Origin of the sequence: Providencia sp. PROV122 (assembly GCF_028482365.1) — a bacterium.
Classification (GTDB): Bacteria; Pseudomonadota; Gammaproteobacteria; order Enterobacterales; family Enterobacteriaceae; genus Providencia; species Providencia stuartii.
On the sequence record NZ_JAMPQI010000018.1, the window covers coordinates 68,894 to 90,746 of the forward strand.

At 41.4% G+C, this 21,853-nt stretch carries 21 protein-coding genes; 13 read left to right on the forward strand and 8 right to left on the reverse strand.

Annotated elements, in window-relative coordinates:
• Positions 1-25 precede the first annotated feature (25 nt).
• On the reverse strand, positions 26-907 hold the full coding sequence (locus PSE69_RS14010) for a LysR family transcriptional regulator (protein WP_121874925.1): 882 nt from the start codon (positions 905-907) through the stop codon (positions 26-28).
• 85 nt (positions 908-992) lie between these two features.
• Here PSE69_RS14010 and PSE69_RS14015 point away from each other — a divergent pair, with 85 nt between their 5' ends.
• On the forward strand, positions 993-2,054 hold the full coding sequence (locus PSE69_RS14015) for an NAD(P)H-dependent flavin oxidoreductase (RefSeq protein ID WP_036942188.1): 1,062 nt from the start codon (positions 993-995) through the stop codon (positions 2,052-2,054).
• 73 nt (positions 2,055-2,127) lie between these two features.
• Here the strand turns inward: PSE69_RS14015 and yhjD are convergent, their stop codons facing one another.
• Together yhjD and PSE69_RS14025 are read right to left on the reverse strand one after the other, a co-directional pair.
• Positions 2,128-3,123 carry an inner membrane protein YhjD gene (gene yhjD / locus PSE69_RS14020; RefSeq protein ID WP_121874926.1) on the reverse strand — a complete coding sequence of 332 codons (996 nt, stop codon included), beginning with the start codon at positions 3,121-3,123 and terminating at the stop codon, positions 2,128-2,130.
• 176 nt (positions 3,124-3,299) lie between these two features.
• A complete protein-coding gene (locus tag PSE69_RS14025; protein ID WP_004923780.1) occupies positions 3,300-3,701 on the reverse strand; it encodes a DUF1090 domain-containing protein in 402 nt (133 codons plus the stop codon).
• 235 nt (positions 3,702-3,936) lie between these two features.
• On the opposite strand from PSE69_RS14025, the gene PSE69_RS14030 reads away from it, so the two are divergent.
• A complete protein-coding gene (locus PSE69_RS14030; protein WP_004923787.1) occupies positions 3,937-4,779 on the forward strand; it encodes a 23S rRNA (adenine(2030)-N(6))-methyltransferase RlmJ in 843 nt (280 codons plus the stop codon).
• 120 nt (positions 4,780-4,899) lie between these two features.
• Positions 4,900-6,252, forward strand: coding sequence for a glutathione-disulfide reductase (gene gorA / locus PSE69_RS14035; RefSeq protein ID WP_004923788.1), 1,353 nt, complete (start codon positions 4,900-4,902; stop codon positions 6,250-6,252).
• 294 nt (positions 6,253-6,546) lie between these two features.
• On the opposite strand, the gene mobB is transcribed toward gorA, so the two are convergent.
• The gene (mobB, locus tag PSE69_RS14040) at positions 6,547-7,068 is read right to left on the reverse strand and encodes a molybdopterin-guanine dinucleotide biosynthesis protein MobB (protein ID WP_004923791.1); all 522 of its coding nucleotides are present in this window, start codon (positions 7,066-7,068) and stop codon (positions 6,547-6,549) included.
• Positions 7,069-7,070: 2 nt separating this feature from the next.
• On the reverse strand, positions 7,071-7,658 hold the full coding sequence (mobA, locus tag PSE69_RS14045) for a molybdenum cofactor guanylyltransferase MobA (RefSeq protein WP_121874927.1): 588 nt from the start codon (positions 7,656-7,658) through the stop codon (positions 7,071-7,073).
• A 215-nt stretch (positions 7,659-7,873) separates the two neighbouring features.
• Here mobA and PSE69_RS14050 point away from each other — a divergent pair, with 215 nt between their 5' ends.
• From PSE69_RS14050 to polA, 4 genes are all read left to right on the forward strand, one after another.
• Positions 7,874-8,143, forward strand: a complete 270-nt coding sequence (locus PSE69_RS14050; RefSeq protein WP_004923794.1) for a YihD family protein — start codon at positions 7,874-7,876, stop codon at positions 8,141-8,143.
• 6 nt (positions 8,144-8,149) lie between these two features.
• Entirely contained in the window at positions 8,150-9,145 is a 996-nt protein-coding gene (locus PSE69_RS14055; protein WP_004923797.1) for a serine/threonine protein kinase, read from the forward strand.
• A 33-nt stretch (positions 9,146-9,178) separates the two neighbouring features.
• Positions 9,179-9,802, forward strand: coding sequence for a thiol:disulfide interchange protein DsbA (dsbA, locus tag PSE69_RS14060; RefSeq protein ID WP_004923800.1), 624 nt, complete (start codon positions 9,179-9,181; stop codon positions 9,800-9,802).
• 376 nt (positions 9,803-10,178) lie between these two features.
• Positions 10,179-12,971 carry a DNA polymerase I gene (gene polA, locus PSE69_RS14065; RefSeq protein ID WP_121874928.1) on the forward strand — a complete coding sequence of 931 codons (2,793 nt, stop codon included), beginning with the start codon at positions 10,179-10,181 and terminating at the stop codon, positions 12,969-12,971.
• Positions 12,972-13,050: 79 nt separating this feature from the next.
• Here the strand turns inward: polA and PSE69_RS14070 are convergent, their stop codons facing one another.
• Positions 13,051-13,377 carry a hypothetical protein gene (locus PSE69_RS14070; protein WP_004923806.1) on the reverse strand — a complete coding sequence of 109 codons (327 nt, stop codon included), beginning with the start codon at positions 13,375-13,377 and terminating at the stop codon, positions 13,051-13,053.
• 129 nt (positions 13,378-13,506) lie between these two features.
• Positions 13,507-14,859, reverse strand: a complete 1,353-nt coding sequence (tolC, locus tag PSE69_RS14075) for an outer membrane channel protein TolC (RefSeq protein WP_060561264.1) — start codon at positions 14,857-14,859, stop codon at positions 13,507-13,509.
• Positions 14,860-15,179: 320 nt separating this feature from the next.
• Here tolC and PSE69_RS14080 point away from each other — a divergent pair, with 320 nt between their 5' ends.
• Both PSE69_RS14080 and PSE69_RS19915 read left to right on the forward strand, forming a co-directional pair.
• The gene (locus tag PSE69_RS14080; protein ID WP_004923813.1) at positions 15,180-15,983 is read left to right on the forward strand and encodes an SDR family oxidoreductase; all 804 of its coding nucleotides are present in this window, start codon (positions 15,180-15,182) and stop codon (positions 15,981-15,983) included.
• Between the two features lie 350 nt (positions 15,984-16,333).
• Entirely contained in the window at positions 16,334-16,381 is a 48-nt protein-coding gene (locus PSE69_RS19915; protein WP_438361642.1) for a hypothetical protein, read from the forward strand.
• Between the two features lie 112 nt (positions 16,382-16,493).
• Here PSE69_RS19915 and yihA read toward each other — a convergent pair whose 3' ends face one another.
• Positions 16,494-17,105 (reverse strand): ribosome biogenesis GTP-binding protein YihA/YsxC, encoded by a 612-nt coding sequence (yihA, locus tag PSE69_RS14085; RefSeq protein ID WP_004923816.1) that lies wholly within the window; start codon positions 17,103-17,105, stop codon positions 16,494-16,496.
• A gap of 366 nt (positions 17,106-17,471) precedes the next feature.
• Here yihA and ppiA point away from each other — a divergent pair, with 366 nt between their 5' ends.
• From ppiA to PSE69_RS14105, 4 genes are all read left to right on the forward strand, one after another.
• Positions 17,472-18,044, forward strand: coding sequence for a peptidylprolyl isomerase A (ppiA, locus tag PSE69_RS14090; RefSeq protein WP_014656974.1), 573 nt, complete (start codon positions 17,472-17,474; stop codon positions 18,042-18,044).
• 512 nt (positions 18,045-18,556) lie between these two features.
• Entirely contained in the window at positions 18,557-19,330 is a 774-nt protein-coding gene (gene agaR / locus PSE69_RS14095) for a transcriptional repressor AgaR (RefSeq protein ID WP_014656973.1), read from the forward strand.
• A gap of 70 nt (positions 19,331-19,400) precedes the next feature.
• Positions 19,401-20,696, forward strand: a complete 1,296-nt coding sequence (locus PSE69_RS14100; RefSeq protein ID WP_004923825.1) for a D-tagatose-bisphosphate aldolase, class II, non-catalytic subunit — start codon at positions 19,401-19,403, stop codon at positions 20,694-20,696.
• Positions 20,693-21,847, forward strand: a complete 1,155-nt coding sequence (locus PSE69_RS14105) for an SIS domain-containing protein (protein ID WP_004923826.1) — start codon at positions 20,693-20,695, stop codon at positions 21,845-21,847. Before PSE69_RS14100 ends, PSE69_RS14105 begins: the two co-directional genes overlap by 4 nt.
• Positions 21,848-21,853: the final 6 nt, after the last annotated feature.

A 21,853-nucleotide genomic window follows, 5' to 3' on the forward strand; every position in this document is an offset into this window, starting at 1 on the left:
ATGTGTCCAGAAAGGCGGTGAATTTTTAATTAACCTCACGCGATAAAATTAATGTCTTAAAAGCCATAAAAGCAGGCACTTGGTATCCAGTACGATAAATCAAATAGGTATCACATGTTGTGACGGGGAGCGAGGCTAACAATGAGGAAGCATCCCCCATAGAATGAAATAATTGAGCCGGTAGTAGCGCGATACTGCTTCCTGCACTGACGCATGCGACCATCGCATGATAGGAGCTAAGTTGCTGAATATGCCAATCTCGTTGATTTGGGATATTTAGCCACTGCTCAGCAATATAGCGGTAGCTGCATCCTTGGGCGAAGGTAGCAAGTGAGCGTGTTTGAATATCTGAGGCGGTCTTTGCTAATTTATCTTGCTCGGGAAGCAATAAGACTAGCTGCTCCTGCCAAACGACTTGTGACTGAATGCCCATATCACAGAGTTGGTTAATATCATACAAATCTTGGGGAAGAGCCACAAAAGCACAATCTAACTGTTCACGACGTACTTGCTCGATTAGAGCTTGTGAGGTTCCGGTTAATAATGATAATTGGGTTGTTGGGTGCTGTTGGTGGTAGGCTGCCAAAGGTTGAGGTAACCGGCAGGCCGCCGTGCTCTCCATGCTACCTATTCTTAGTTGTCCTCCTTCTCTGCCTAAACTCGTGACATGGCGGGCTTCTTGCTCTAACGCCAGTAAACGATAGGCGTATTGTAGGAAGCGTGTGCCGGCTTCTGACAATTGCATCTGCTTACCTTGACGAATAAACAGCGGCTCTCCCAGATCGGACTCAAGCTGTTGAATACGCGTTGTAATATTTGAGGGAACCCTACCGAGGCGCATTGCTGCGCGTGTGATACTGAGTTCTTCTGCGACCATGCAAAATATTTTTAGGGATTCAGAGTTCATTTTCTTTTTTCGTGAATATGGTGCTATATTTATTCTTAATAACAGAATAATAAGTGTAACCCTACTTGATGATAAAGGAAAGATAATGGAGCATTCTGAAGTATTTCTCCAACGTTTGGGCTTACGTTACCCAATCATTCAAGCCCCTATGGCGGGCGTTTCAACACCTGAGTTGGCTGCGGCAGTTTCTGAGGCAGGGGGGCTAGGCTCATTAGGGCTTGGGGCTAGCTCTGTACCTCAAGCTAAAGCATTGATTGAGAAAACTAATGCTTTAACAGACAAACCTTTTAATGTGAATGTGTTCTGCCATTCTACCCCCGTACGTAATCGTGAGATTGAACAAGCATGGATTCATTACTTTGCCCAACAATTAGCTCAGTTTAACGTATTGCCACCTCAGCAATTAAACCAAGTTTACACATCATTCTTAGATGATCCTCACATGTTGGCACTACTGCTAGAAATGAGGCCAGCAGTTGTCAGTTTCCATTTTAATATTCCGGATAAACAGGTGATTGATCAGTTAAAAGCCCAAGGGATCTATACAATGGCGACGGCAACTTGCTTACGAGAGGCGCAGTTGATCGAGCAGGCAGGTATTGATGCCATTATCGCTCAAGGCATTGAAGCGGGTGGGCACCGAGGAATGTTTGATGTTAATGCCGAAGATGAAGCGATAACAACATTCCACTTGGTTGAATTATTAGTGAAAAATAGCCAATTACCGATTATTGCTGCGGGCGGCTTGATGGATGGGCAAGAAATTAAAACAGCTTTAGAGCAAGGAGCCGTGGCGGCTCAACTTGGTACAGCGTTTATTTTGTGCCCTGAATCAGCAGCAAATGAAGGTTACCGTCATAAGCTGAAAAGCCAAAATGCAGCGGATACGGCATTAACAGCGGCTATCTCTGGCCGACCCGCAAGAGGGATTGTGAACCAATTTATTCGTATGACACAAGCGGATGATTGTCCTGCTATACCGGATTACCCGATAGCGTATGATCTTGGAAAACAGTTGCATGCAGCGGCAAGTAAAATGGGGAGTGATGATTTTGCCGCACATTGGGCAGGCCAAAATGCGTTGAAAGCGCGAGAGATGCCAGCGAGTGTATTGGTAGAGACGCTTGTATCAGAAATGACGAAATAATGTGTAAAGTTGTAACATGTGAGAAATTTTGAAGGGTGGCAAATGATGGATCTTTTGCCACCCTGTCAATGCGTTAAGAAGTGAGAATTTCGTTCTCTTTTGCGTTCTTTGGCTCATCCGTTGCGATCCACGCAGCACAAAATAGAGTCAATCTAGCAAAGAAGTAGAAGAAGGCCATTAAGCCCAGCACCGAACCGAAAGCCGCGCCAGAAGGGGATGAGGCTAAGTTTGGTAAAATCCAAGTCATGATTGATTTAATCACTTCAAAGCCAATAGCCGCGAGTAGAGTGCCTTTCAATAAGGAAGAGCGGCGGTGCTGCATACGCGGTAAAATCCAGAAAATCCATAAGAACAGCAAGAAGTTAGCGATAATTGAAATCGTCAGACCAATCAGAGTCCAAGCCGGTTTTAACCATTCGATATTATCTAGGCCAAGCGTTCTAACAATGGTTGCTTGAGCGGAGCCTGCGACAGAGGTGAGCGTAATTGTTACGATCAAGGCGATAAGTAGGCCAATTAAGGATAGAAAATCGCGCAAATAGCGGAAATAAATTTTTTCATGTTCATCTTCATTGCGCTCCCAAACAGGGCGTGATTGCGCCAAAATGGCTAATCGTAAGTTGTTAACCCAGTTTACGCCCGAGTAAACGGCTAATGCCAAACCGGTTAAACCAACGGTAGTCCGCTGGCGGATTGCGGTATCAATGGTTTTTTCTAATGTATTGGCTAATGTCGGGTCACTGATGCTGGCAGAAATACCGCGAACTAGCCGTTCAAGTAATTCTGGGTTACTGGCTAATACAAAACCCGCTGCTGCAAAGGTAAACATTAATACAGGGATTAAAGAAAGAAACGAAAAATAGGTAATCGCAGCACCGAACTGGTTTCCCATACGATCAGTGAATCGTTGAGCAGTACGAATAAGGTGTGCAATAAAAGGAATTGCACAAATAAAATTCACTACTCGCATAGAAAATGTCAGTGCTTTTTTACTGTTATCGATGCTTTTATTGAGCTTTGATTTTAATTTACTGGCGTCTTTTTGCTCTTCTTCATGCATATTCGACATTCGTTCCCCTTTGACTCCGTATCTAATTTTACTTAATTTTCACCATACTATAGCGTAAATTTGCAAAATTCTTCACCTTAAAGCCCATTTTTATCTACAAAATAGGCTTTAAGGTCGGTTATTTCATTGCAAATGAGGACTGAATTTGGTCGGAAAAATAGAAGGTTACGAAGAATTTATAGGCCTGTTTTATAGAGCTCTAACTCCGCTTGTGCTTCTTTTAGCTCTTCTTGAGCCTCTTTTAGCTTACGTTCGCGCTTTGCGATTTTATCGCTATTTCCTTTTTGTTTTGCTTCCAATAATTCAGCTTCTCTTTCTTGTACTTTTTCTCGTTTTTCAGCCACATTTTTTTGGCTGTCACGGTAAAGCGATGTCGGCGTGCAATAGGTATTAACGTTATCGAGAGCCCTTTGCAAACCTGCAACACGGTAAGTGTTACCGTGTTTTTTGGCGTATTTTATTTGAGTTTCAATTTTCTGCTTTTTAATTTCACAGCCATTTTGTTTATTTCCTGCCGTTGCCGAAGTCCCTGCTAAAAGTAAAACCGCTGTTATCGTTGTCATGAGTGATTTATGCATTTTTTTGTCCTTAATTATATTTTAATTTTGTTTAGGATAGCTTTTTATCATGTTGAAGTCATGCCATTTTGTCAAATTAGGAATAGTGCTAATTTTAACGAAATTTGGCTATAATGGTTCAGAATCAGAACAAATCATTCGGTCTATGTTTTATTTTACAGGCTGTCTTTAAAGAATCTATTTGATAATAGTCATATTTGGCTAGTGTTGAATTTCCTCAGGAAAGAAAAGTGTCATGTTAAGTTACCGCCATAGTTTTCATGCAGGCAACCATGCAGATGTGTTAAAACACACTGTTCAAAGCCTTATTATTGAATCTCTTAAAGAGAAAGAAAAACCTTTCCTGTATGTGGATACGCACTCGGGGGCTGGTCGCTATCAGTTAACCAGTGAGCATGCAGAAAAAACAGGTGAATATCTACAAGGGATTGCGCGCATTTGGGAACAGCCGGACTTACCAGAGGAATTGCTTCCTTATATGAATATTGTCCGTCGCATGAATGAAAATGGGCGGTTACGTTATTACCCTGGTTCGCCGCTATTAGCGAAGCACTTATTGCGTGAGCAAGACAAATTGGTGCTCACTGAGTTGCATCCTACTGATTACCCGCTATTGCGTGCAGAATTTTCTCGCGATAACCGTGCTCAGGTGTCCAAAGACGATGGTTATCAACAACTGAAAGCGAAATTACCGCCACCAAGCCGTCGCGGTTTTATGTTGATTGATCCGCCTTATGAGCTGAAATCTGATTATGAAGCTGTCGTGAAGGGGATCGTCGAAGGCTATAAACGCTTTGCGACGGGAACGTATGCGATCTGGTATCCTGTTGTATTGAGACAACAAATTAAGCGCATGATCAGTCAATTGGAAGCGACTGGGATCCGTAAAATATTGCAAATTGAATTAGCTGTACGTCCTGATAGCGATCAACGAGGCATGACGGCATCAGGTATGATTGTGATCAATCCACCATGGAAATTAGAGCAGCAGATGCAAAAAGTGCTCCCTTGGTTACACAAAACCCTCGTTCCAGAAGGAACAGGGCATACCTTAGTCGAGTGGATTGTGCCTGAATAGGCAGCCTCTATTTCATTAAGAGGAGATACCTATCTTTTATTGCTATTGTGATCAAATTGATAAATAGCATAATAGTAAGTATTAGCTTTTTAATTAATCAAAAATGGGAATAACCAAGTTATGAGCAAACATTACGACTATATTGCGATTGGTGGCGGAAGTGGCGGTATAGCTTCTATGAACCGAGCGGCAATGTATGGACAAAAGTGTGCCCTAATTGAAGCGAAAGCGTTAGGTGGAACCTGTGTGAACGTGGGATGTGTACCGAAGAAAGTGATGTGGCATGCCGCACAAATCTCTGAGGCGATCCGTGCTTATGGCCCTGACTATGGTTTTGATACCACAATTAACCGTTTTGATTGGAAAACCTTAATTGCAAGTCGTACTGCTTATATTGATCGTATCCATCAATCTTATGACCGTGTATTAGGTAATAACAAGGTCGATGTGATCAAGGGGTTTGCTCGTTTTGTCGATGCGCATACTGTTGAAGTCGATGGCGAAATTTATACCGCTGATCATATTTTAATTGCAACAGGTGGTCGCCCAGTGATCCCTGCCATTCCTGGTGCAGAATATGGCATGACATCGGACGGCTTCTTTGAGCTTGAAGATTTACCAAAACGTGTTGCGGTTGTTGGTGCTGGTTATATTGCGGTTGAATTGGCGGGTGTCTTAAATGGCCTAGGCAGTGAGGCTCATCTATTTGTCCGTAAACATGCTCCGCTACGTTCGTTTGACCCTCTGATTGTTGAAACTTTGGTTGAGGTGATGAATACCGAAGGTCCAACTCTGCATACAGAATCTGTACCAAAAGAGGTCGTCAAAAATGCCGATGGTTCTTTGACGCTGAAATTGGAAAATGGCAAAGAACAAACTGTCGACGCATTGATTTGGGCGATTGGCCGTGAACCAATGACTGATAACCTGAATATTGAAGCAGCGGGTGTTGAGCTGAATGAAAAAGGTTATATCAAAGTCGATAAATACCAAAACACCAATGTCGCGGGTGTGTATGCGGTAGGTGATAACACGGGGGCTGTTGAGTTAACACCAGTTGCGGTTGCTGCGGGTCGTCGTCTATCTGAACGTTTATTTAATAATAAGCCAGATGAGCACTTAGATTACAGTAATATTCCAACCGTTGTGTTTAGCCATCCACCTATTGGTACCGTTGGTTTGACGGAGCCTGAAGCAATCGAAAAATACGGGGCGGATCAGGTTAAATGTTATAAATCTTCATTTACAGCGATGTATACCGCGGTCACTTCTCATCGTCAGCCATGCCGTATGAAATTGGTGTGTGTGGGAACGGATGAGAAAATTGTTGGTATTCATGGTATTGGCTTTGGTATGGATGAAATCTTACAAGGCTTTGCCGTTGCACTGAAGATGGGGGCAACGAAGAAAGATTTCGATAATACTGTGGCTATCCACCCAACAGCGGCAGAAGAATTTGTGACAATGCGTTAAGAGTCACCGTCACAACACGTTAAAAAGGCTGAACGTTATCCGTTCAGCCTCAGACATTTCACTCCAAATAACTAAACTCCGACGAATCCATTTAAATCATTGCCAGTGAAATACCTGAGCGTAGGGGCTATGCTGATACTATTTTATGGATCGTATTCACCGTGCCTCTACTTATTGGCTAAATCCCGTTGTGTCATGCTTAATAGCTCCCGCTATACTATTGAGTCGCACTGTTTCCATTTTTAACATATTGATTCCCTGCTTTTAATGCACCCAAAATCCAGCGGCAGGGGGCTATTGGCTTTTTTGCCACCAAGACACAATATAATCAGCGATTTGTTCTGGGTTATTGATATCTAATTGTGGCAAGGTGGTATCAATAATTTGATTGCTGGCGACGGCGATCACATGTTGGTCAATTAAGCCATCTAATGGTTTACCCACTTCCGATCTAAACAGCGCGATCTTATCGATCGTCTCATGCTTAAACCCTTCAACTAAAATCAGATCGAGGGAGCTAGGATCAAAACGGCTCGCCAAATAATGCAGGTCTAATTCGTCATCCTGAGCTGGGGTTTCGGTCATCAGCGCCCAGCGCTTTTGGCTGGCGACAAGTGTTTGATCAGCGCCCGCTTTACGTAATTCATAACTGTCCTTGCCGGGTTTATCGACATCCATATCGTGATGTGTATGTTTGACTAAACCGACGCGAACATTGCGTTGCCGTAATAATGGGATCACTTTTTTTAATAGTGTGGTTTTGCCGGTGCCACTATAGGCGGTGATGCCGAGTAGAGGTAGAGATTTTTGTTTCATGATTATTTTTGTTGTTGCTCCCAGTTGAGGCTATCTTCAGGGGTATTTAAATTAGCAAAAGAGCCTAATTGTGGAGGGAAAATCACACATTTCGCTGCTATTTCCCGCATAAAAAACATTAATTTGCGCTCTCCTTTTGCAAGGTACTCATCCAATGAGGGGGCTAATGAACGATGGAGTAAGGCAAAAGTTGGGTGGTCACGTTCAGTATCATTGGCATAACAAGCCAAGCTATCACCTTTGTATTGAAACATGGTTGCTGCAAGCGTGAGTGGAAAAGCAGGTACATCACAAGGCACAAACAGTACCCACTCTGTGGCTGCATGATGTAACCCTGCTTGCATGCCTGCTAGTGGCCCTGCAAAATCATGATTGAGGTCAGAGATGACGGTAAATCCACTTTGTTGGTAGCGCTCTTGGTTGCGATTAGCATTGATAATCAGCGTGCCTACCTGTGGGATTAGGCGTTCAATAATATGTTGATACAGTGGCTTACCGAGTAAAGGCACCAAGCCTTTATCTTCGCCTCCCATACGCCGACCTAAACCGCCTGCGAGTATGACACCCGTAATCGACTGCGTATCTAACATATTCAATTTTCCTGACTATCTTCAATAAAAGGTTTCAACATGTTCGAAAATAAATTTCGTTATAGTATTTGCCAAAATTTATTCTATTTTCCTATAAAATCAACGAATGTTCATGCGAATTAAAGTTAAACTTTACTTAGATTGACATCAATTCGCTTTTTCTCTTGTATGATAGCAATTAATTTAGCCCGAATATTCGTGATGAAGGAATAAACATGAAATGCCATCGCTTAAATGAAGTTATTGAGCTGCTGCATCCTGTATGGAAAGACAACTCAGACTTAAACTTAGTGGAATTACTACAAAAGCTGGCCGATGAGGCAGGTTTTAAAGGACCATTGTCTGAGCTAACAGATGATGTGTTGATATATCACCTGAAAATGCGTGGAAAAAGCAGTGATGAAGCGATACCGGGCTTGAAAAAAGATTATGAAGAAGACTTTAAAACCGCGTTATTGCGCGCTCGCGGCATCATAAAAGATTAATCAGAGATGAATAATATCGAACACTCTCATTTTCACTTTAGTGGGATTTCCCCTGATTTGATCCTTGATGCGTTGATGGAAGCGGGCATTTACCCTGAATCAGGATTAACAGAGCTAAATAGCTATGAGAATCGGGTTTATCAGTTTCAGGATGAAAACCGAAAACGCTTTGTCGTGAAATTCTATCGCCCCGAGCGTTGGAGCCGGTCACAAATTCAAGAAGAGCATGATTTCACATTAGAATTGCAAGACGCGGGTTTATCTGTGGCTGCGCCACTGGAGTTTGCAGGGCAAACCGTGCTGGAATTTGGTGGTTTCATCTTTGCTGTTTTTCCAAGTATTGGTGGTCGCCAGTATGAAACCGATAATTTATTTCAGCTTGAAGACGTCGGGCGCTTATTAGGCCGTATTCACCAAATTGGTAAGAAAGAAACGTTTGTTTTTCGCCCAACACTGGGTGTTGCTGAGTATCTTGAGCAACCTCGCCAAATTATCGTACAAAGTGAATTGATCGCTCCAAGGTGGCAGGCTTCCATTATTGAATCACTCGATAGATTGATTACGCAAGTGAAGCAGTATTGGCCAACTATCTCATCACCAATACGTTTACAGGGGGATTGCCATCCCGGTAATATTTTGTGGCGTGATGAGGCTTGGCTGGTGGACTTTGATGATGCGCGTAATGGCCCAGCGGTACAAGATTTGTGGATGCTATTAAATGGCTCGCGTCAGGATCAATTAGTCCAACTAGATACGCTGTTAGAAGCCTATAATGAGTTTTGTGACTTTGATGTAAAAGAGCTCAAATTAATCGAGCCACTGAGAGCCATGAGAATGGTTCATTACTTAGGATGGATTATTCGCCGCTGGCAAGATCCCGCTTTTCCAAGAGCATTTTCATGGTTGCAGGATGATGATTTTTGGCAAAAACAATCCGTCGAATTTGCTCAGCAAATTGAACGATTGCAGGAAGCCCCTTTGCAGTTAAACCCTCAATTTTAATAAATAAGTGGTATTTTTTGGAGAACGTAGTATATGAAAAAAATCATGTTGGCTTTAATTGGTATTGCCATGTCATTTGGGGCAGCGGCCGCAAACTATTCAGAAGGGAAAGAGTACGTTGCTTTAAAACAACCAGTACAAAACTTACCACAAGTTTTAGAGTTCTTCTCTTTCTATTGCCCTCACTGCTATCAGTTTGAAAATGTGTATAAAGTGCCACAAACGGTAGAGAAAAACTTACCTGAAGGCGTCAAAATGGAACGTTACCACGTTGATTTCTTAGGCCCATTAGGGAAAAACCTCACTCAATCTTGGGCAGTGGCAATCGTTCTAAAAGTTGAAGATAAAGTGACGCCAATTCTGTTTGAAGGTATCCAAAAAACACAATCTATTCGTACGGTAGACGATATCCGTAACGCCTTTATTAAAGCAGGTGTGAGTGGTGAAGAGTATGATGCTGCACTAAACAGCTTCGTTGTAAAATCTTTAGTCGCTAAACAACAAAACGCAGCGCAAGATCTAAAACTACGTGGTGTGCCAGCGATGTTTGTTGATGGTAAATACCAAATCCGTAATGATGGCATTGCGGTCGATAAAGCCGAAGATTATGGGCAAGAGTTTTCTAAAGTTGTGAACTATCTGCTCGACAAAAAATAATCTCTCCTTGTGGCGGCGTGACTCGCCGCCACATTCATAATTATTCACGTTCCGTAATCAATATCCACAATACGTTTAAAATCCTTTTTTTGAGCTAGATCAAGCGATTTTCGTCTAACTCATTGATTTTATTTTCTTGTTTAACCCCTTGATCTTTTCTTAGTCATTGAATCTAAGGCATAACATTATTTTGCTCACAGAGTTATCCACAGGTTATATCGGTCAAAATAGGGTAGCGAAGGAGTAAAATGACGATTTAATTTATTTAATTGAGTAGGGGGAGGATTGTTGATGAAGTTGAAACTCGACGTGTATCTAAGCGCACATTGTGGCATCCTATTATTATTCATTCCTGACAAAAAGATGATGACAGATTATGGCTCAGATAGCAGAAAATCCCCTTATATTGGTAGATGGTTCATCTTACCTGTACCGTGCTTATCATGCATTCCCACCACTGACTAACAGTGCGGGCGAACCGACAGGAGCCATGTATGGTGTGCTCAATATGTTGCGTAGCTTGATTATGCAATATAAGCCAAGTCATGTGGCTGTCGTCTTTGATGCCAAAGGAAAAACATTCCGTGATGAGCTGTTTGAGAGTTATAAATCACACCGCCCACCGATGCCAGATGATTTGCGTGAGCAAATAGCGCCATTGCATGAAATGGTCGAAGCGATGGGACTACCGTTGCTGGTGGTTTCCGGTGTTGAAGCGGACGATGTCATTGGTACTCTTGCGAGGCAAGCGAGTCAAAAAGGGATCCCTGTCTTGATCAGCACAGGCGATAAAGATATGGCTCAATTGGTTGAGCCTAATATCACCTTGATCAATACCATGACCAATACCATTTTAGGCCCTCAAGAAGTTGAGGATAAATATGGGGTTCCGCCAGAGCTGATCATCGACTTCCTCGCATTGATGGGCGACTCTTCCGATAATATTCCAGGCGTTCCCGGTGTGGGCGAAAAAACGGCACTTGCTTTGCTGCAAGGCATTGGCAGTTTAAAAGAGATTTACGACTCTTTAGATAAAATCGCCCCACTTGGCTTTAGAGGATCGAAAACATTAGCCCCGAAAATGGAAGAGAATCGCGAGGTTGCTTTCCTTTCATACCAATTAGCGACCATCAAAACCGATGTGGAGCTAGAAAAAAGCTGCGAAGAACTTGCGATCTCCGAGCCAGACACAGACAAACTTTACCAGTTGTTTAGCCGTTATGAGTTTAAACGCTGGTTAGCGGATGTTGAGAATGGCACGTGGATGGATGGTAAAAGTGGTAAAAGTAGTGCGCCAGCGGCAAGTAAAACAGAAAAGAAAATTGAAGCCGTCATGGCAGCACCGACGTTGAGTGCGGAAAACTATCAAACTATCTTGGAAAAAGCGGATTTAGACCGCTGGATAGAAAAACTCACGTCAGCCTCAATCTTTGCCTTTGATACTGAAACGGACAGTTTGGATACACAAGAAGCGCGTTTAGTTGGGATGTCATTTGCCATTGAACCCGGCTATGCGGCCTATTTGCCATTAGGTCATGATTATCTTGATGCACCAGTGCAACTCCCATTAAATGATGTGTTGGCTGCCATGAAGCCGATATTGGAAAATGATAAAATACTCAAAATAGGTCAGAACTTAAAATATGACGCTGAGGTTTTACTCAACTACGATATTGAACTGAAAGGTATTGCATTTGATACCATGCTGGAATCCTATGTGCTAAATAGCGTAGCGGGTATGGGGCGCCATGATATGGATAGCCTAGCTGAACGGCACCTTAACCATAAAACGGTCTCTTTTGAAGAGATTGCAGGGAAGGGGAAAAAGCAGCTGACATTCAATCAAATAGCGCTTGAGCAGGCAGCCAATTACGCGGCAGAAGATGCCGATGTGACGTTATTGCTTCATCAAGCACTGTATCCTCAATTAGAGGCTGAGCCTAAACTGAATCACGTTTTCCGTGAAATTGAAATGCCATTAGTGCCTGTTCTTGTCAGAATGGAGCGTAAAGGGGTATTAATCGATGCTGCGGTACTAGCGGCCCAATCGAAAGAGATCACTGCGCGTTTGGCGGAATTGGAGAAAGAGGCATTTGAGCTTGCGGGTGAAGAGTTCAATCTTGCTTCAACCAAACAATTACAAACGATTCTGTTTGAAAAGCTACAACTGCCTGTAGTGAAAAAAACACCGAGTGGTGCACCGTCTACCAACGAAGAAGTGCTTGAGGAGTTGGCTCTAAATCACGCGCTACCTAAACTCTTGCTTGAACACCGTAGTCTCGCAAAACTGAAATCAACCTATACCGACAAGTTGCCGTTGATGATCAGCCCGAAAACTCAACGGGTACACACCTCGTATCATCAAGCAGTGACAGCGACAGGGCGCTTATCATCTCGAGACCCCAATTTACAAAATATTCCGGTTAGGACGGAAGAAGGTCGCCGTATCCGCCAAGCATTTATTGCACGCAAAGGCTACAAAGTAGTGGCCGCGGACTATTCGCAAATCGAATTACGTATTATGGCGCATCTATCGCAAGATAAAGGGCTATTAACGGCGTTTGCTGAAGGCAAAGATATTCACCGTGCAACGGCAGCAGAGGTATTTGGTGTACCACTGGATGAAGTGACAAGTGATCAGCGTCGTAGTGCAAAAGCGATTAACTTCGGTTTGATTTATGGTATGAGCGCATTTGGTCTTGCTCGACAGTTAGGCATTCCTCGCGGTGAAGCTCAGCGTTATATGGACCTCTATTTTGAACGTTATCCAGGCGTGCTGCGCTATATGGAAAATACGCGCCATCAAGCGGCTGAGCAGGGGTATGTTGAAACGTTAGAAGGGCGTCGCTTGTATCTTGCCGACATTAAGTCAAGTAATGGAATGCGTCGTAAAGCGGCTGAGCGTGAGGCTATTAACGCACCGATGCAAGGTACGGCAGCAGATATTATCAAGAAAGCGATGATCGCGGTGGATGCTTGGTTACAGACCGAAAAACCGCATGCTGACATGCTAATGCAGGTGCATGATGAATTAGTTTTCGAAGTCAAAGAGTCAGAGCTTGATAGTGTGACCACCAAAATACGTGAGTTGATGGAACAAAGTATGCAACTTGATGTACCGTTGAAGGTTGATGTCGGTATTGGTGATAACTGGGATGAAGCCCACTAGTTAGAGTCTGAACTGAGTCGGATAATGCTTAATTCGACTCAGTTTTATTTAGTCATATTATCTATTGTGAAATTATATATTATTCTATTAATACTAATACATAACTAAGTACAGATGAATATTTGGATGTTCTTTCACTAGCCATGATTTTCATTTGGGTATTAGGCTCAATAATTCCAGACCAAGATGATATACTGATTAAAGTAACTCCATATTGATTATAACGTGTATCAACTTCAGCAATTGCAACTTGCTTTCCATTGATATCTAGACGGTGATGGGCTTTTGTTTTTTGCCCTCTACTCGATGCCATCAATTTTGGAATGGTTATTTTCCTTTTTTGTGGTGAAGGAGAAATGATTAACGCTTCTCCATTTTTAATGCAATACATTTCATTTACTTTCACTGTTTATTTCCTTGAGCTCATTTTTACTTTAAAATCAATAATGGCATAGAAAATGATGAGTGATAAAAATGAAATTTATTAAGTTTTAATTAAAATAAATAATTTAATATTAAATAATTCGAATGCTAATTATTGCATTGTTGATTCATAAATTGATATTTCATTACCTAGCATTTTATTGATACGCTGAATGCTATTTTCGTTTAAGGAACCTTGTAAATATTCCATTTTTAATTGGTTGATTAAATAATCATATTGGGCATTCGATAAATTTTTTTTCGACTGATAGAGGGCGGCAGTTGCAGATAGTACATCGACAATAGTGCGTGTTCCTACTTGATAACCCGCTTCTGTGGCATCTAATGAGCTTTGTGTTGAAATGATTAGTTGCTTATAGGCATTAATACTACTTATTGACGACAATAGATTATTGTATGAAGAGTTAACTTGCTGGGTGACGTTTCGATTATCACTTTCAAGTTGCTCTGTTGCAGCCTCAAAACCATACTGAGCTTGCTTAACTTGAGAATTAACCGTATTTCCTTGATAGATTGGTAAATTTAACGAGAGGGCTGCATTGTTTTTCCCTGAATGGTTATTTATTTTATGCTGGCTTTCGATACTATTCTTATCTAGCCGAGTGTTATTGATGGCTGTAGAAGCATCTAAAGTGACTATAGGTAAATGCCCGCTTTTGGCGAGGGATATTTTATCATTTGATATTTCTTGTGACAGGCGAGCTTTTAATAAGCTCAGGTTTTTAATTCGCGCATTTTCAAGTAGAAATGTGATATTATCTGGTTTGGTGAGTTGTAACTTATTAATATTGAGTTTTGCTAATTGAGTATATCGTACTCCACTGATTTTTCTTAATACCTCAACTGAATTCTTCAATTCGTTGTAACCTAGAACCTCTTGAGCAATGATACTGTCATAGTTAGCTCTCGCATTTTGTACGTCAGTGATGGTCGTTAGCCCTACATTAAAGCGTTGTGTGGTTTGATCTAACTGATGATAAACCGCGAGTTTATGGGCTTTTATGTAAGTGAGGGCATCAATAAACTTTAATATATTAAAGTAAGAGATAGCCGTTTCTAACAGCAGATCTTGCTGGCTTATTTGATAGTTAATATCTGAAATAGCTGCATGTTTTTCTTGAATAGATAGTGATTTCCACTTAGATATATCAATTATAGATTGTGTCATTTGTAGAGATAATTCGGTGTTTTTAATATTTTTATTATCATCTGTACCATCATTGTTTTTATAGTTTGAATTAGCTTTTAATTTTAATTGAGGGAGTAATGAGCTACGCTCTTCATCTATTTTTTTATAGGCTTGATAACGTTCACTTTCTGTTTTTTTTAATGTGGGGTTGTTATCTTTCGTTATTTTATAAACTTGCAATAAATCCTCTGCGTTACAATTATAACCTATAATTATTGAACTTATTAAAATAAATAATTTAATTATTTTATTCATTATTATTAATTCCTAATTAATTTTTTACAGTTTAGTCTAAATGGGATTTAAGAAAGAGGTTTTAATTAAATTATAGCTCAGCTATTAAAATGTAAATATAAAAAACTACATTTAAAAGTTTAATTTAATGTATATGTTTTGCTATATGAGCTAACTTGATTAAGTTAGTGTAAAAAATGAGATTATTTTACTGTCGAACGTAACGTGCATTTACTACCTAAGAACGATTGTCACAGTACATTTTTTTACCTCAATATAGCGTTCATGTAACGTAATATCTTTTATGGCGACAGGCTTATCTCAGAGCCAAAGGATTAATCATGGAACGCTTATTTTCTCCAACTGCATTTCAAGGGCAGGTCGTGCTAGTTACTGGTGGGGCTCAAGGTATTGGTTTAGCGATTGTTGAAGCCTTTGCTCAATTAGGGGCTTGCGTGATTATGGCTGATTTGCAGTTACAAAAGGCGCAAGCAGCCGCAGCTTCATTAGTAGCAAAAGGGTTTAACGTTCAGGCGGAAGGTTGTGACTGTGCAAAGCAGCAACAAATAACAGCATTGGTTGCAAAAATAGATCGCGAATATCATCAATTAGATGTTGTTATCCATAATGCAGCTTATTTTCCGCTAACAGAATTTATGCAAATTGATGAGGCTTTATTACAACAGACACTGAGTGTTAATTTAATGGCGCCTTTTTATTTGGCTCAAGCGGCTCAACCGATTATGAAAAGGCAGGGAAGAGGGCGTATTTTAATCACCTCATCTGTCACTGGTCCTAAAGTCGCTTACCCAGGGCTTGCGCATTATGCCGCCTCTAAAGCGGGGGTTAATGGTTTTATTAAGTCAGCCGCATTGGAGTTGGCTCCTTTTGGGATAACGGTGAATGGCGTTGAGCCGGGGATGATACGAACACCTGCGATGGAAAACTTAGGGGATGAGCAATTGAATCAAAGGATTGCTCGTGCTGTACCACTAGGGCGTTTAGGGGAAGCAGAAGATATTGCTGCCGCTATGGTATTTTTAGCCTCACAAGCCGCGGGATATATGACAGGACAGACTATTGTCGTTGATGGCGGAGCATTACTTCCCGAAAGCGCATTGTCATCAGCGGATATAAAACAATAGAGGCGAGCTTGCTTATTCTCTGAGTCATCAATAATGGCGTCAACCTATTCGCCGATTCGATAAAACACTCTTCTTATTTTCTTTATCGCATGTTGCCATATAGATGCGATAAAGCTTATTTCTGTCTGTTATTTGAACAAAATACGCGTTATTACCTAATGAGATAAAAAATTTACATTACATATTAATGCGACTTGGCTCTCATAAATATGTAATAAAAATACGTTTTTTGGCTATTATTATGATGTTTTATTCGCTGAATCGTAGTAAGCATTGAAAAAAAATTACAGAAAAGCTTTTTTTCGCGTAAAAAATCAAGTAAAGTATAAGGCGTAGGGTACAGAGGTAAGATGTTCTATCTTTCAGACCTTTTACTTCACGTAATCGGATTTAGCTGAATATTAGCTGCTCCAGTCAAAATTTTGACTGGAGCATTTTTTTATCCAAACTTTGTGTAAAGTTATCGTGCTTGCCGTTGTGCGCCGAGTGACGCACAAGGATCGAAATGGATCAAATTGGCGTGCTATACCAGCTATCAAGTTTGAGACGCAATTTATCAATACCGATTTTTTTCAATGCTGAAAAATATTCGACTTCGACGTCTCCCCCTAATGGAGAGAGTGCTTGGCGGACTTCCATTAATTGTTTTTTGCGTGCGCCAGAAGCGAGTTTATCTGCCTTAGTCAAAAGGACTAATACAGGAATTTCCATCGCAATAGACCATTCAATCATTTGCATATCAAGGTCTTTTAGTGGATGGCGAATATCCATCAATACGACAAGACCTTTAATACACTCCCTTTTTTGTAGGTATTCACCAAGCGCTTTTTGCCATTTGCGTTTCATCTCTTCCGGCACTTCGGCATAGCCATAACCCGGTAAGTCGACAAGACGAATGCCTTCTTCCACTTCGAACAGGTTAATTAACTGTGTCCGTCCTGGCGTTTTACTGGTGCGAGCAAGGCTTTTTTGTTGTGTAAGCGCGTTTAGTGCGCTGGATTTACCTGCATTGGAGCGGCCTGCAAAGGCAACTTCTATACCCGTATCTTTTGGTAGATGACGGATATCGGGTGCACTGATGACAAATTTTGTCATATGGTAGTTATGGTTTTTGATTGTCATAGGTTGTTCTCCCTGAGTTGACCTTTTGAGGCTGAGGGATTATAGCGACTGGTGGCAGACAAACAAAGCCAAAATTGCGATAGAGCAGTAGCTGTTTGCTTTTGAAACAACGATTTTACGTACATATTGGGCGTCATCTGACAGTTTTTGATGATTACTCGCTTATCTGACGTAAATAAAGGTAAATCTTTAGCAATATATTCAGCTTAGCTCTAGAATTGGTGAATTGTACTCGTCATACTTCCAGTTGCAGCTTTGTTGGCTATGTCTATTCACATGAGTCACATATTTGCTTATGCGCTTAGCTGCACCTCGAACTATTTCGAGTATAATTAAGTCATTTAGCTATAGCGAAAGGGATCTTGAATGTTAAAACGAATTTTTGTGCCTTTACTGGCGGTCTGTGCTATCAGCGCATCTTCTCTAGCATTAGCTGCGGGTGAAACGTATGTTAAATTAGTCACCTCAGCAGGTAATATTGAATTAGAACTGAATAATAAAAAAGCACCTGTGACCACTGAGAACTTTCTACAATATGTGAATGAAGGTTATTACAACGGAACAACGTTTCACCGTGTTATTCCTGGTTTTATGATCCAGGGTGGCGGTTTTAACAAAGATCTTCAGCAAAAGCAGACTCGTGCTCCAATTAAAAATGAAGCAGATAACGGTTTGCGCAATTTACGTGGAACCATTTCTATGGCACGTACAGCGAATAAAGACAGTGCGACCAGCCAGTTTTTTATTAATGTCGCTGACAATGCTTTCTTAGATCACGGTCAACGTGATTTTGGTTACGCTGTTTTTGGTAAAGTGGTAAAAGGCATGGATGTAGTGGATAAAATCTCTAAAGTAAAAACAGAGAATGTTGGTCCATATCAAAATGTGCCTGTTGAACCAATATCAATTATTTCTGCGGAAGTCATTAAAAAGCCATAATAGATAGAGTGGGTAGGTCGCTAGTATTTACCCACTTATATTATTTTTCATGTATAAGGCTGTATCACTGTGAGTGCTATTTATGTAGTGATGTACTCACAGAGTATATTTCCCCATTAATTAGAATTTATTTTCTTTTTCCCTTCTCTTTTTTCATTCTTTTCTTCTTATTAACCTGCTAGTTATTTTTACATAAATTCAATTTTGTGATCTTGCTCACCGCGCGGTTTGAAAACGGTTTGTTTGACATTTTTTCTTTGTGTTTCGTTGTTAATACATTTACTAACTTAAATATTGGCCTTTGCTAAGCATTTGCATGAAAAAATAAGTCAATCAATTGAAAGCTACTCCTTTCGATTTGAATGGAATCGAAAGGTTTTTTGAGGTTTTTTGCTCTAAAAATGAACTTTAACAAGGATCACATTTTCGATTGACTCACTCTGCTGTAATTCAGATATGTTGTTAGCATGGTCAATCGTGATAACAAGGTGATGTTTTTCGGAGTGATAAACATGAGTACAGATACCGTAAAAAGACGTGAATGCATCATGGATATGTTGTGCCAAGAAGGGAGTGTTCGTGTCGATGCTTTAAGCAAACAGTTTAATGTTTCTAGCGTCACTATTCGAAATGATTTACGTTATCTGGAAAAAAAGGGTTGTGCCTTACGCTCTTATGGCGGTGCAATGGTGAATCATAAATTTGCTTTTGATAGACCGTTACAAGTGAAAGGTCGCATGGATCGAGAAATTAAAACTCGTATTGCCAAAAAAGCGGCGGAATTTGTGAATGATGGGGATTCTCTCATCATTGATTCAGGCTCAACAACAGCAGAAATCGTTCCTTTTTTAAAACACCACCGTGATTTAGTCGTGATGACTAATGCTCTCAATATCGCATACGAACTGGCCGGTTTCGACAGCGTAGATGTTATGGTTCTTGGTGGACACGTACGCAAAAATTCTTATTCCCTTTATGGTCCTGCCGCCGAACAGCAGTTATCACAGTACCGTTTTGATACGTTGTTTCTTGGGGTAGATGGCTTTGATCTTGAAGCTGGGATCACCACACCGAATAGCGGAGAAGCGCATCTCAACCGTGTGATGTGTGATGTGGCACATCAAATTATCGCTGTAGCAGATGGCACTAAATTTGGGCGAAAGAGTTTTTGTTTAATACGCGAAGCTAGACTGATCCATCGTCTTATTACTGATAGCCGCATTCCACTTCATTATCGCCAAGCTTTAACGGCATTTGGTGTAGAAGTCATTGTTGTTGATGAATAAGGCATATCTATTTTAATTCTTAATTAAAAACGCAACGTTTTTAATCATATCTGAGTTATTTGGAGATATTATGCAGCCGCTATTACAGCTGATCCATCGCCATAAATCTGGCGAGGACGTTGGGGTTTACTCTGTCTGTTCCGCACACCCTTGGGTTCTAGAAAGTGCGATTCGTTTTGCTAAACAACGTAACTCTTCAGTATTAATTGAAGCCACTTCTAACCAAGTTAACCAGTTCGGTGGCTATACCGGTATGCTTCCTTGCGATTTTCGTGAAATGGTATGGAAAATCGCGGATCGATTGGCTTTCCCACGTGAAAAAGTGTGGTTAGGCGGCGATCATTTAGGCCCTAATGCATGGCAAAACCGTTGCGCTGATGAGGCGATGCAACTATCAGAAACACTCATTTATGATTATGTTGCGGCAGGCTTTCGTAAAATTCACCTTGATTGTTCAATGTCTTGTGCTGATGACCCTATTCCTTTGAGCGATGACGTTGTCGCTTCCCGTGCGGCAAGGCTATGCCAAGTGGCTGAACGTAGCTGGCAAGATCATGGTGGTGAAGCCCCTGTTTATGTTATTGGCACAGAAGTTCCTGTGCCGGGCGGTGCGAAAGAATCGATGGATGGATTACAAGTAACATCGCCCGAAGCTGCTAAAACCACATTGTCTATCCATAAAAATAAATGGCAAGAGCATGGGTTAGCCGATGTGTGGCCCCGAGTGATTGCCTTGGTTGTTCAGCCAGGGGTCGAATTTGATCATCACAATGTTGAACATTATCAACCTGAAAAAGCGAAAGCACTTAGCCAATTTATCGAATCAGTTCCCCATCTTGTTTATGAAGCACACTCTACCGATTACCAAGCACTAAAGGCGTATCGTCAGTTAGTCCGCGACCATTTTGCGATCTTAAAAGTTGGCCCTGCATTAACGTTTGCTTTACGTGAAGGGTTATTTGCACTCGATAAATTAGATCGTGAATGGAATGGTGAGCGTGATGCTGCCCATTTACACGCAACCCTCGAACAAATTATGAATGAGCAGCCAGAGCGTTGGAGCCCTTATTACAAAGGGAGTGCTCATCAGCAATACATCGACAGACAATATAGCTTAAGTGACCGTATTCGCTATTACTGGGCGGAGCCTGAAGTTGAAAAAGCAGTGGCGAAATTATTGGACAATTTACGGCAAAACCCAGTACCGATTTCGATGCTGAGCCAATACCTACCAGAGCAGGCCGAAGCCGTTAAAGTCGGTGACTTAGAGAATGACCCAAAAGCGTGGGTCATGGATAAGGTTCGAAGCGTATTACTTCAATATGCGTTGGCATGTGAATCACAGTCAAAAGGAGCGGTGGCATGAAGGAAATATTGTCATATTCACAATCATGGTTAGAGCAGCACGGCGCTCTGTTTACTGCACAAGAAATTACTCATCAGCCCCGCTTATGGCGTGAATTATATCGGGAGTTAGCGGCTAAATCGGAGCAATGGCAACCGTTTTTATCTGAACTGCTCGCCAAGCCGGATTTACAAATTGTGTTATGTGGTGCTGGGTCGTCTGCCTTTGCAGGGAAAGCCATGGCACCTTGGTTACGTGAATATTGTGGATTAGACGTACATGCGTATGCATCTACCGATATTGTACCAACACCTTGGCATTACCTCGATAAACATAAACCGACATTATTAGTTTCTTATGCTCGCTCGGGTAACAGTCCTGAAAGTGTTGGTGTCGTAGAGCTGGCAGATGAGCTACTCGACGATGTTTATCACCTTATGTTGACCTGTAATCCAGATGGCGCCTTGGCACGTTATGCGGAAGGGAAAAAGCATGTTTGCTCTTTAATCATGCCCGATGGTTCTCATGACAGCAGCTTTGCCATGACCTCAAGCTTTAGCTGTATGACATTAGCGACATTATTACTATTTGGTGTTCAAGATTTTACTCAAGCACGTAGTTATGTTGAAGAGATTGCCACACTTGCAGAAACCGGCATTCCACAATGGTTGCCGATGATCCAAGGCATGACAGGAAATGGTTTTAGTCGAATGGTTGTGCTTGGCTCAAGTTGTTTTACGGGGATTGCCGAAGAAGGGGCGCTGAAGATGTTAGAGCTCACATCGGGGAAAGTTGCAACGCGCTTTGATTCAACATTAGGGGTTCGCCATGGCCCTAAATTTATGATTGATAAAGAAACATTGGTAATAGTGATGTTATCAGCCGAGGAGTATTGCCGTCACTATGATATAGATTTGCTCAATGAGCTGAAACATGACCAGCGGGCAAAACACATTGTGGCATTGAGTAGTTTACCTTTAGAGCAGGCCGTCGTGCTTGATAGCCCACTCAATGATATTTGGTTGATATTTCCTTATCTCGTCTTTTTACAGCTTTTGTCATTTGAAGCTTCTCTCAATCATGGTTTATCACCGGATAACCCTTGTCCGACGGGGGAAGTGAATCGTGTTGTTAAAGGTGTTCAGCTATACCCATACAAATCAACAAAATAATAATAG

Excerpts from the sequence above, each read along its gene's own strand:
- dsbA (WP_004923800.1), top strand. The coding sequence starts at position 9,179 with ATGAAAAAAATCATGTTGGCTTTAATTGGTATTGCCATGTCATTTGGG.
- agaR (WP_014656973.1), top strand. The coding sequence starts at position 18,557 with ATGAGTACAGATACCGTAAAAAGACGTGAATGCATCATGGATATGTTG.
- tolC (WP_060561264.1), bottom strand. The coding sequence starts at position 14,859 with ATGAATAAAATAATTAAATTATTTATTTTAATAAGTTCAATAATTATA.
- yihA (WP_004923816.1), bottom strand. The coding sequence starts at position 17,105 with ATGACAATCAAAAACCATAACTACCATATGACAAAATTTGTCATCAGT.
- mobB (WP_004923791.1), bottom strand. The coding sequence starts at position 7,068 with ATGAAACAAAAATCTCTACCTCTACTCGGCATCACCGCCTATAGTGGC.
- mobA (WP_121874927.1), bottom strand. The coding sequence starts at position 7,658 with ATGTTAGATACGCAGTCGATTACGGGTGTCATACTCGCAGGCGGTTTA.
- PSE69_RS14100 (WP_004923825.1), top strand. The coding sequence starts at position 19,401 with ATGCAGCCGCTATTACAGCTGATCCATCGCCATAAATCTGGCGAGGAC.
- polA (WP_121874928.1), top strand. The coding sequence starts at position 10,179 with ATGGCTCAGATAGCAGAAAATCCCCTTATATTGGTAGATGGTTCATCT.
- PSE69_RS14055 (WP_004923797.1), top strand. The coding sequence starts at position 8,150 with ATGAATAATATCGAACACTCTCATTTTCACTTTAGTGGGATTTCCCCT.
- PSE69_RS14050 (WP_004923794.1), top strand. The coding sequence starts at position 7,874 with ATGAAATGCCATCGCTTAAATGAAGTTATTGAGCTGCTGCATCCTGTA.
- PSE69_RS14105 (WP_004923826.1), top strand. The coding sequence starts at position 20,693 with ATGAAGGAAATATTGTCATATTCACAATCATGGTTAGAGCAGCACGGC.
- PSE69_RS14025 (WP_004923780.1), bottom strand. The coding sequence starts at position 3,701 with ATGCATAAATCACTCATGACAACGATAACAGCGGTTTTACTTTTAGCA.
- PSE69_RS14080 (WP_004923813.1), top strand. The coding sequence starts at position 15,180 with ATGGAACGCTTATTTTCTCCAACTGCATTTCAAGGGCAGGTCGTGCTA.
- PSE69_RS14010 (WP_121874925.1), bottom strand. The coding sequence starts at position 907 with ATGAACTCTGAATCCCTAAAAATATTTTGCATGGTCGCAGAAGAACTC.
- yhjD (WP_121874926.1), bottom strand. The coding sequence starts at position 3,123 with ATGTCGAATATGCATGAAGAAGAGCAAAAAGACGCCAGTAAATTAAAA.
- ppiA (WP_014656974.1), top strand. The coding sequence starts at position 17,472 with ATGTTAAAACGAATTTTTGTGCCTTTACTGGCGGTCTGTGCTATCAGC.
- PSE69_RS14015 (WP_036942188.1), top strand. The coding sequence starts at position 993 with ATGGAGCATTCTGAAGTATTTCTCCAACGTTTGGGCTTACGTTACCCA.
- gorA (WP_004923788.1), top strand. The coding sequence starts at position 4,900 with ATGAGCAAACATTACGACTATATTGCGATTGGTGGCGGAAGTGGCGGT.
- PSE69_RS14030 (WP_004923787.1), top strand. The coding sequence starts at position 3,937 with ATGTTAAGTTACCGCCATAGTTTTCATGCAGGCAACCATGCAGATGTG.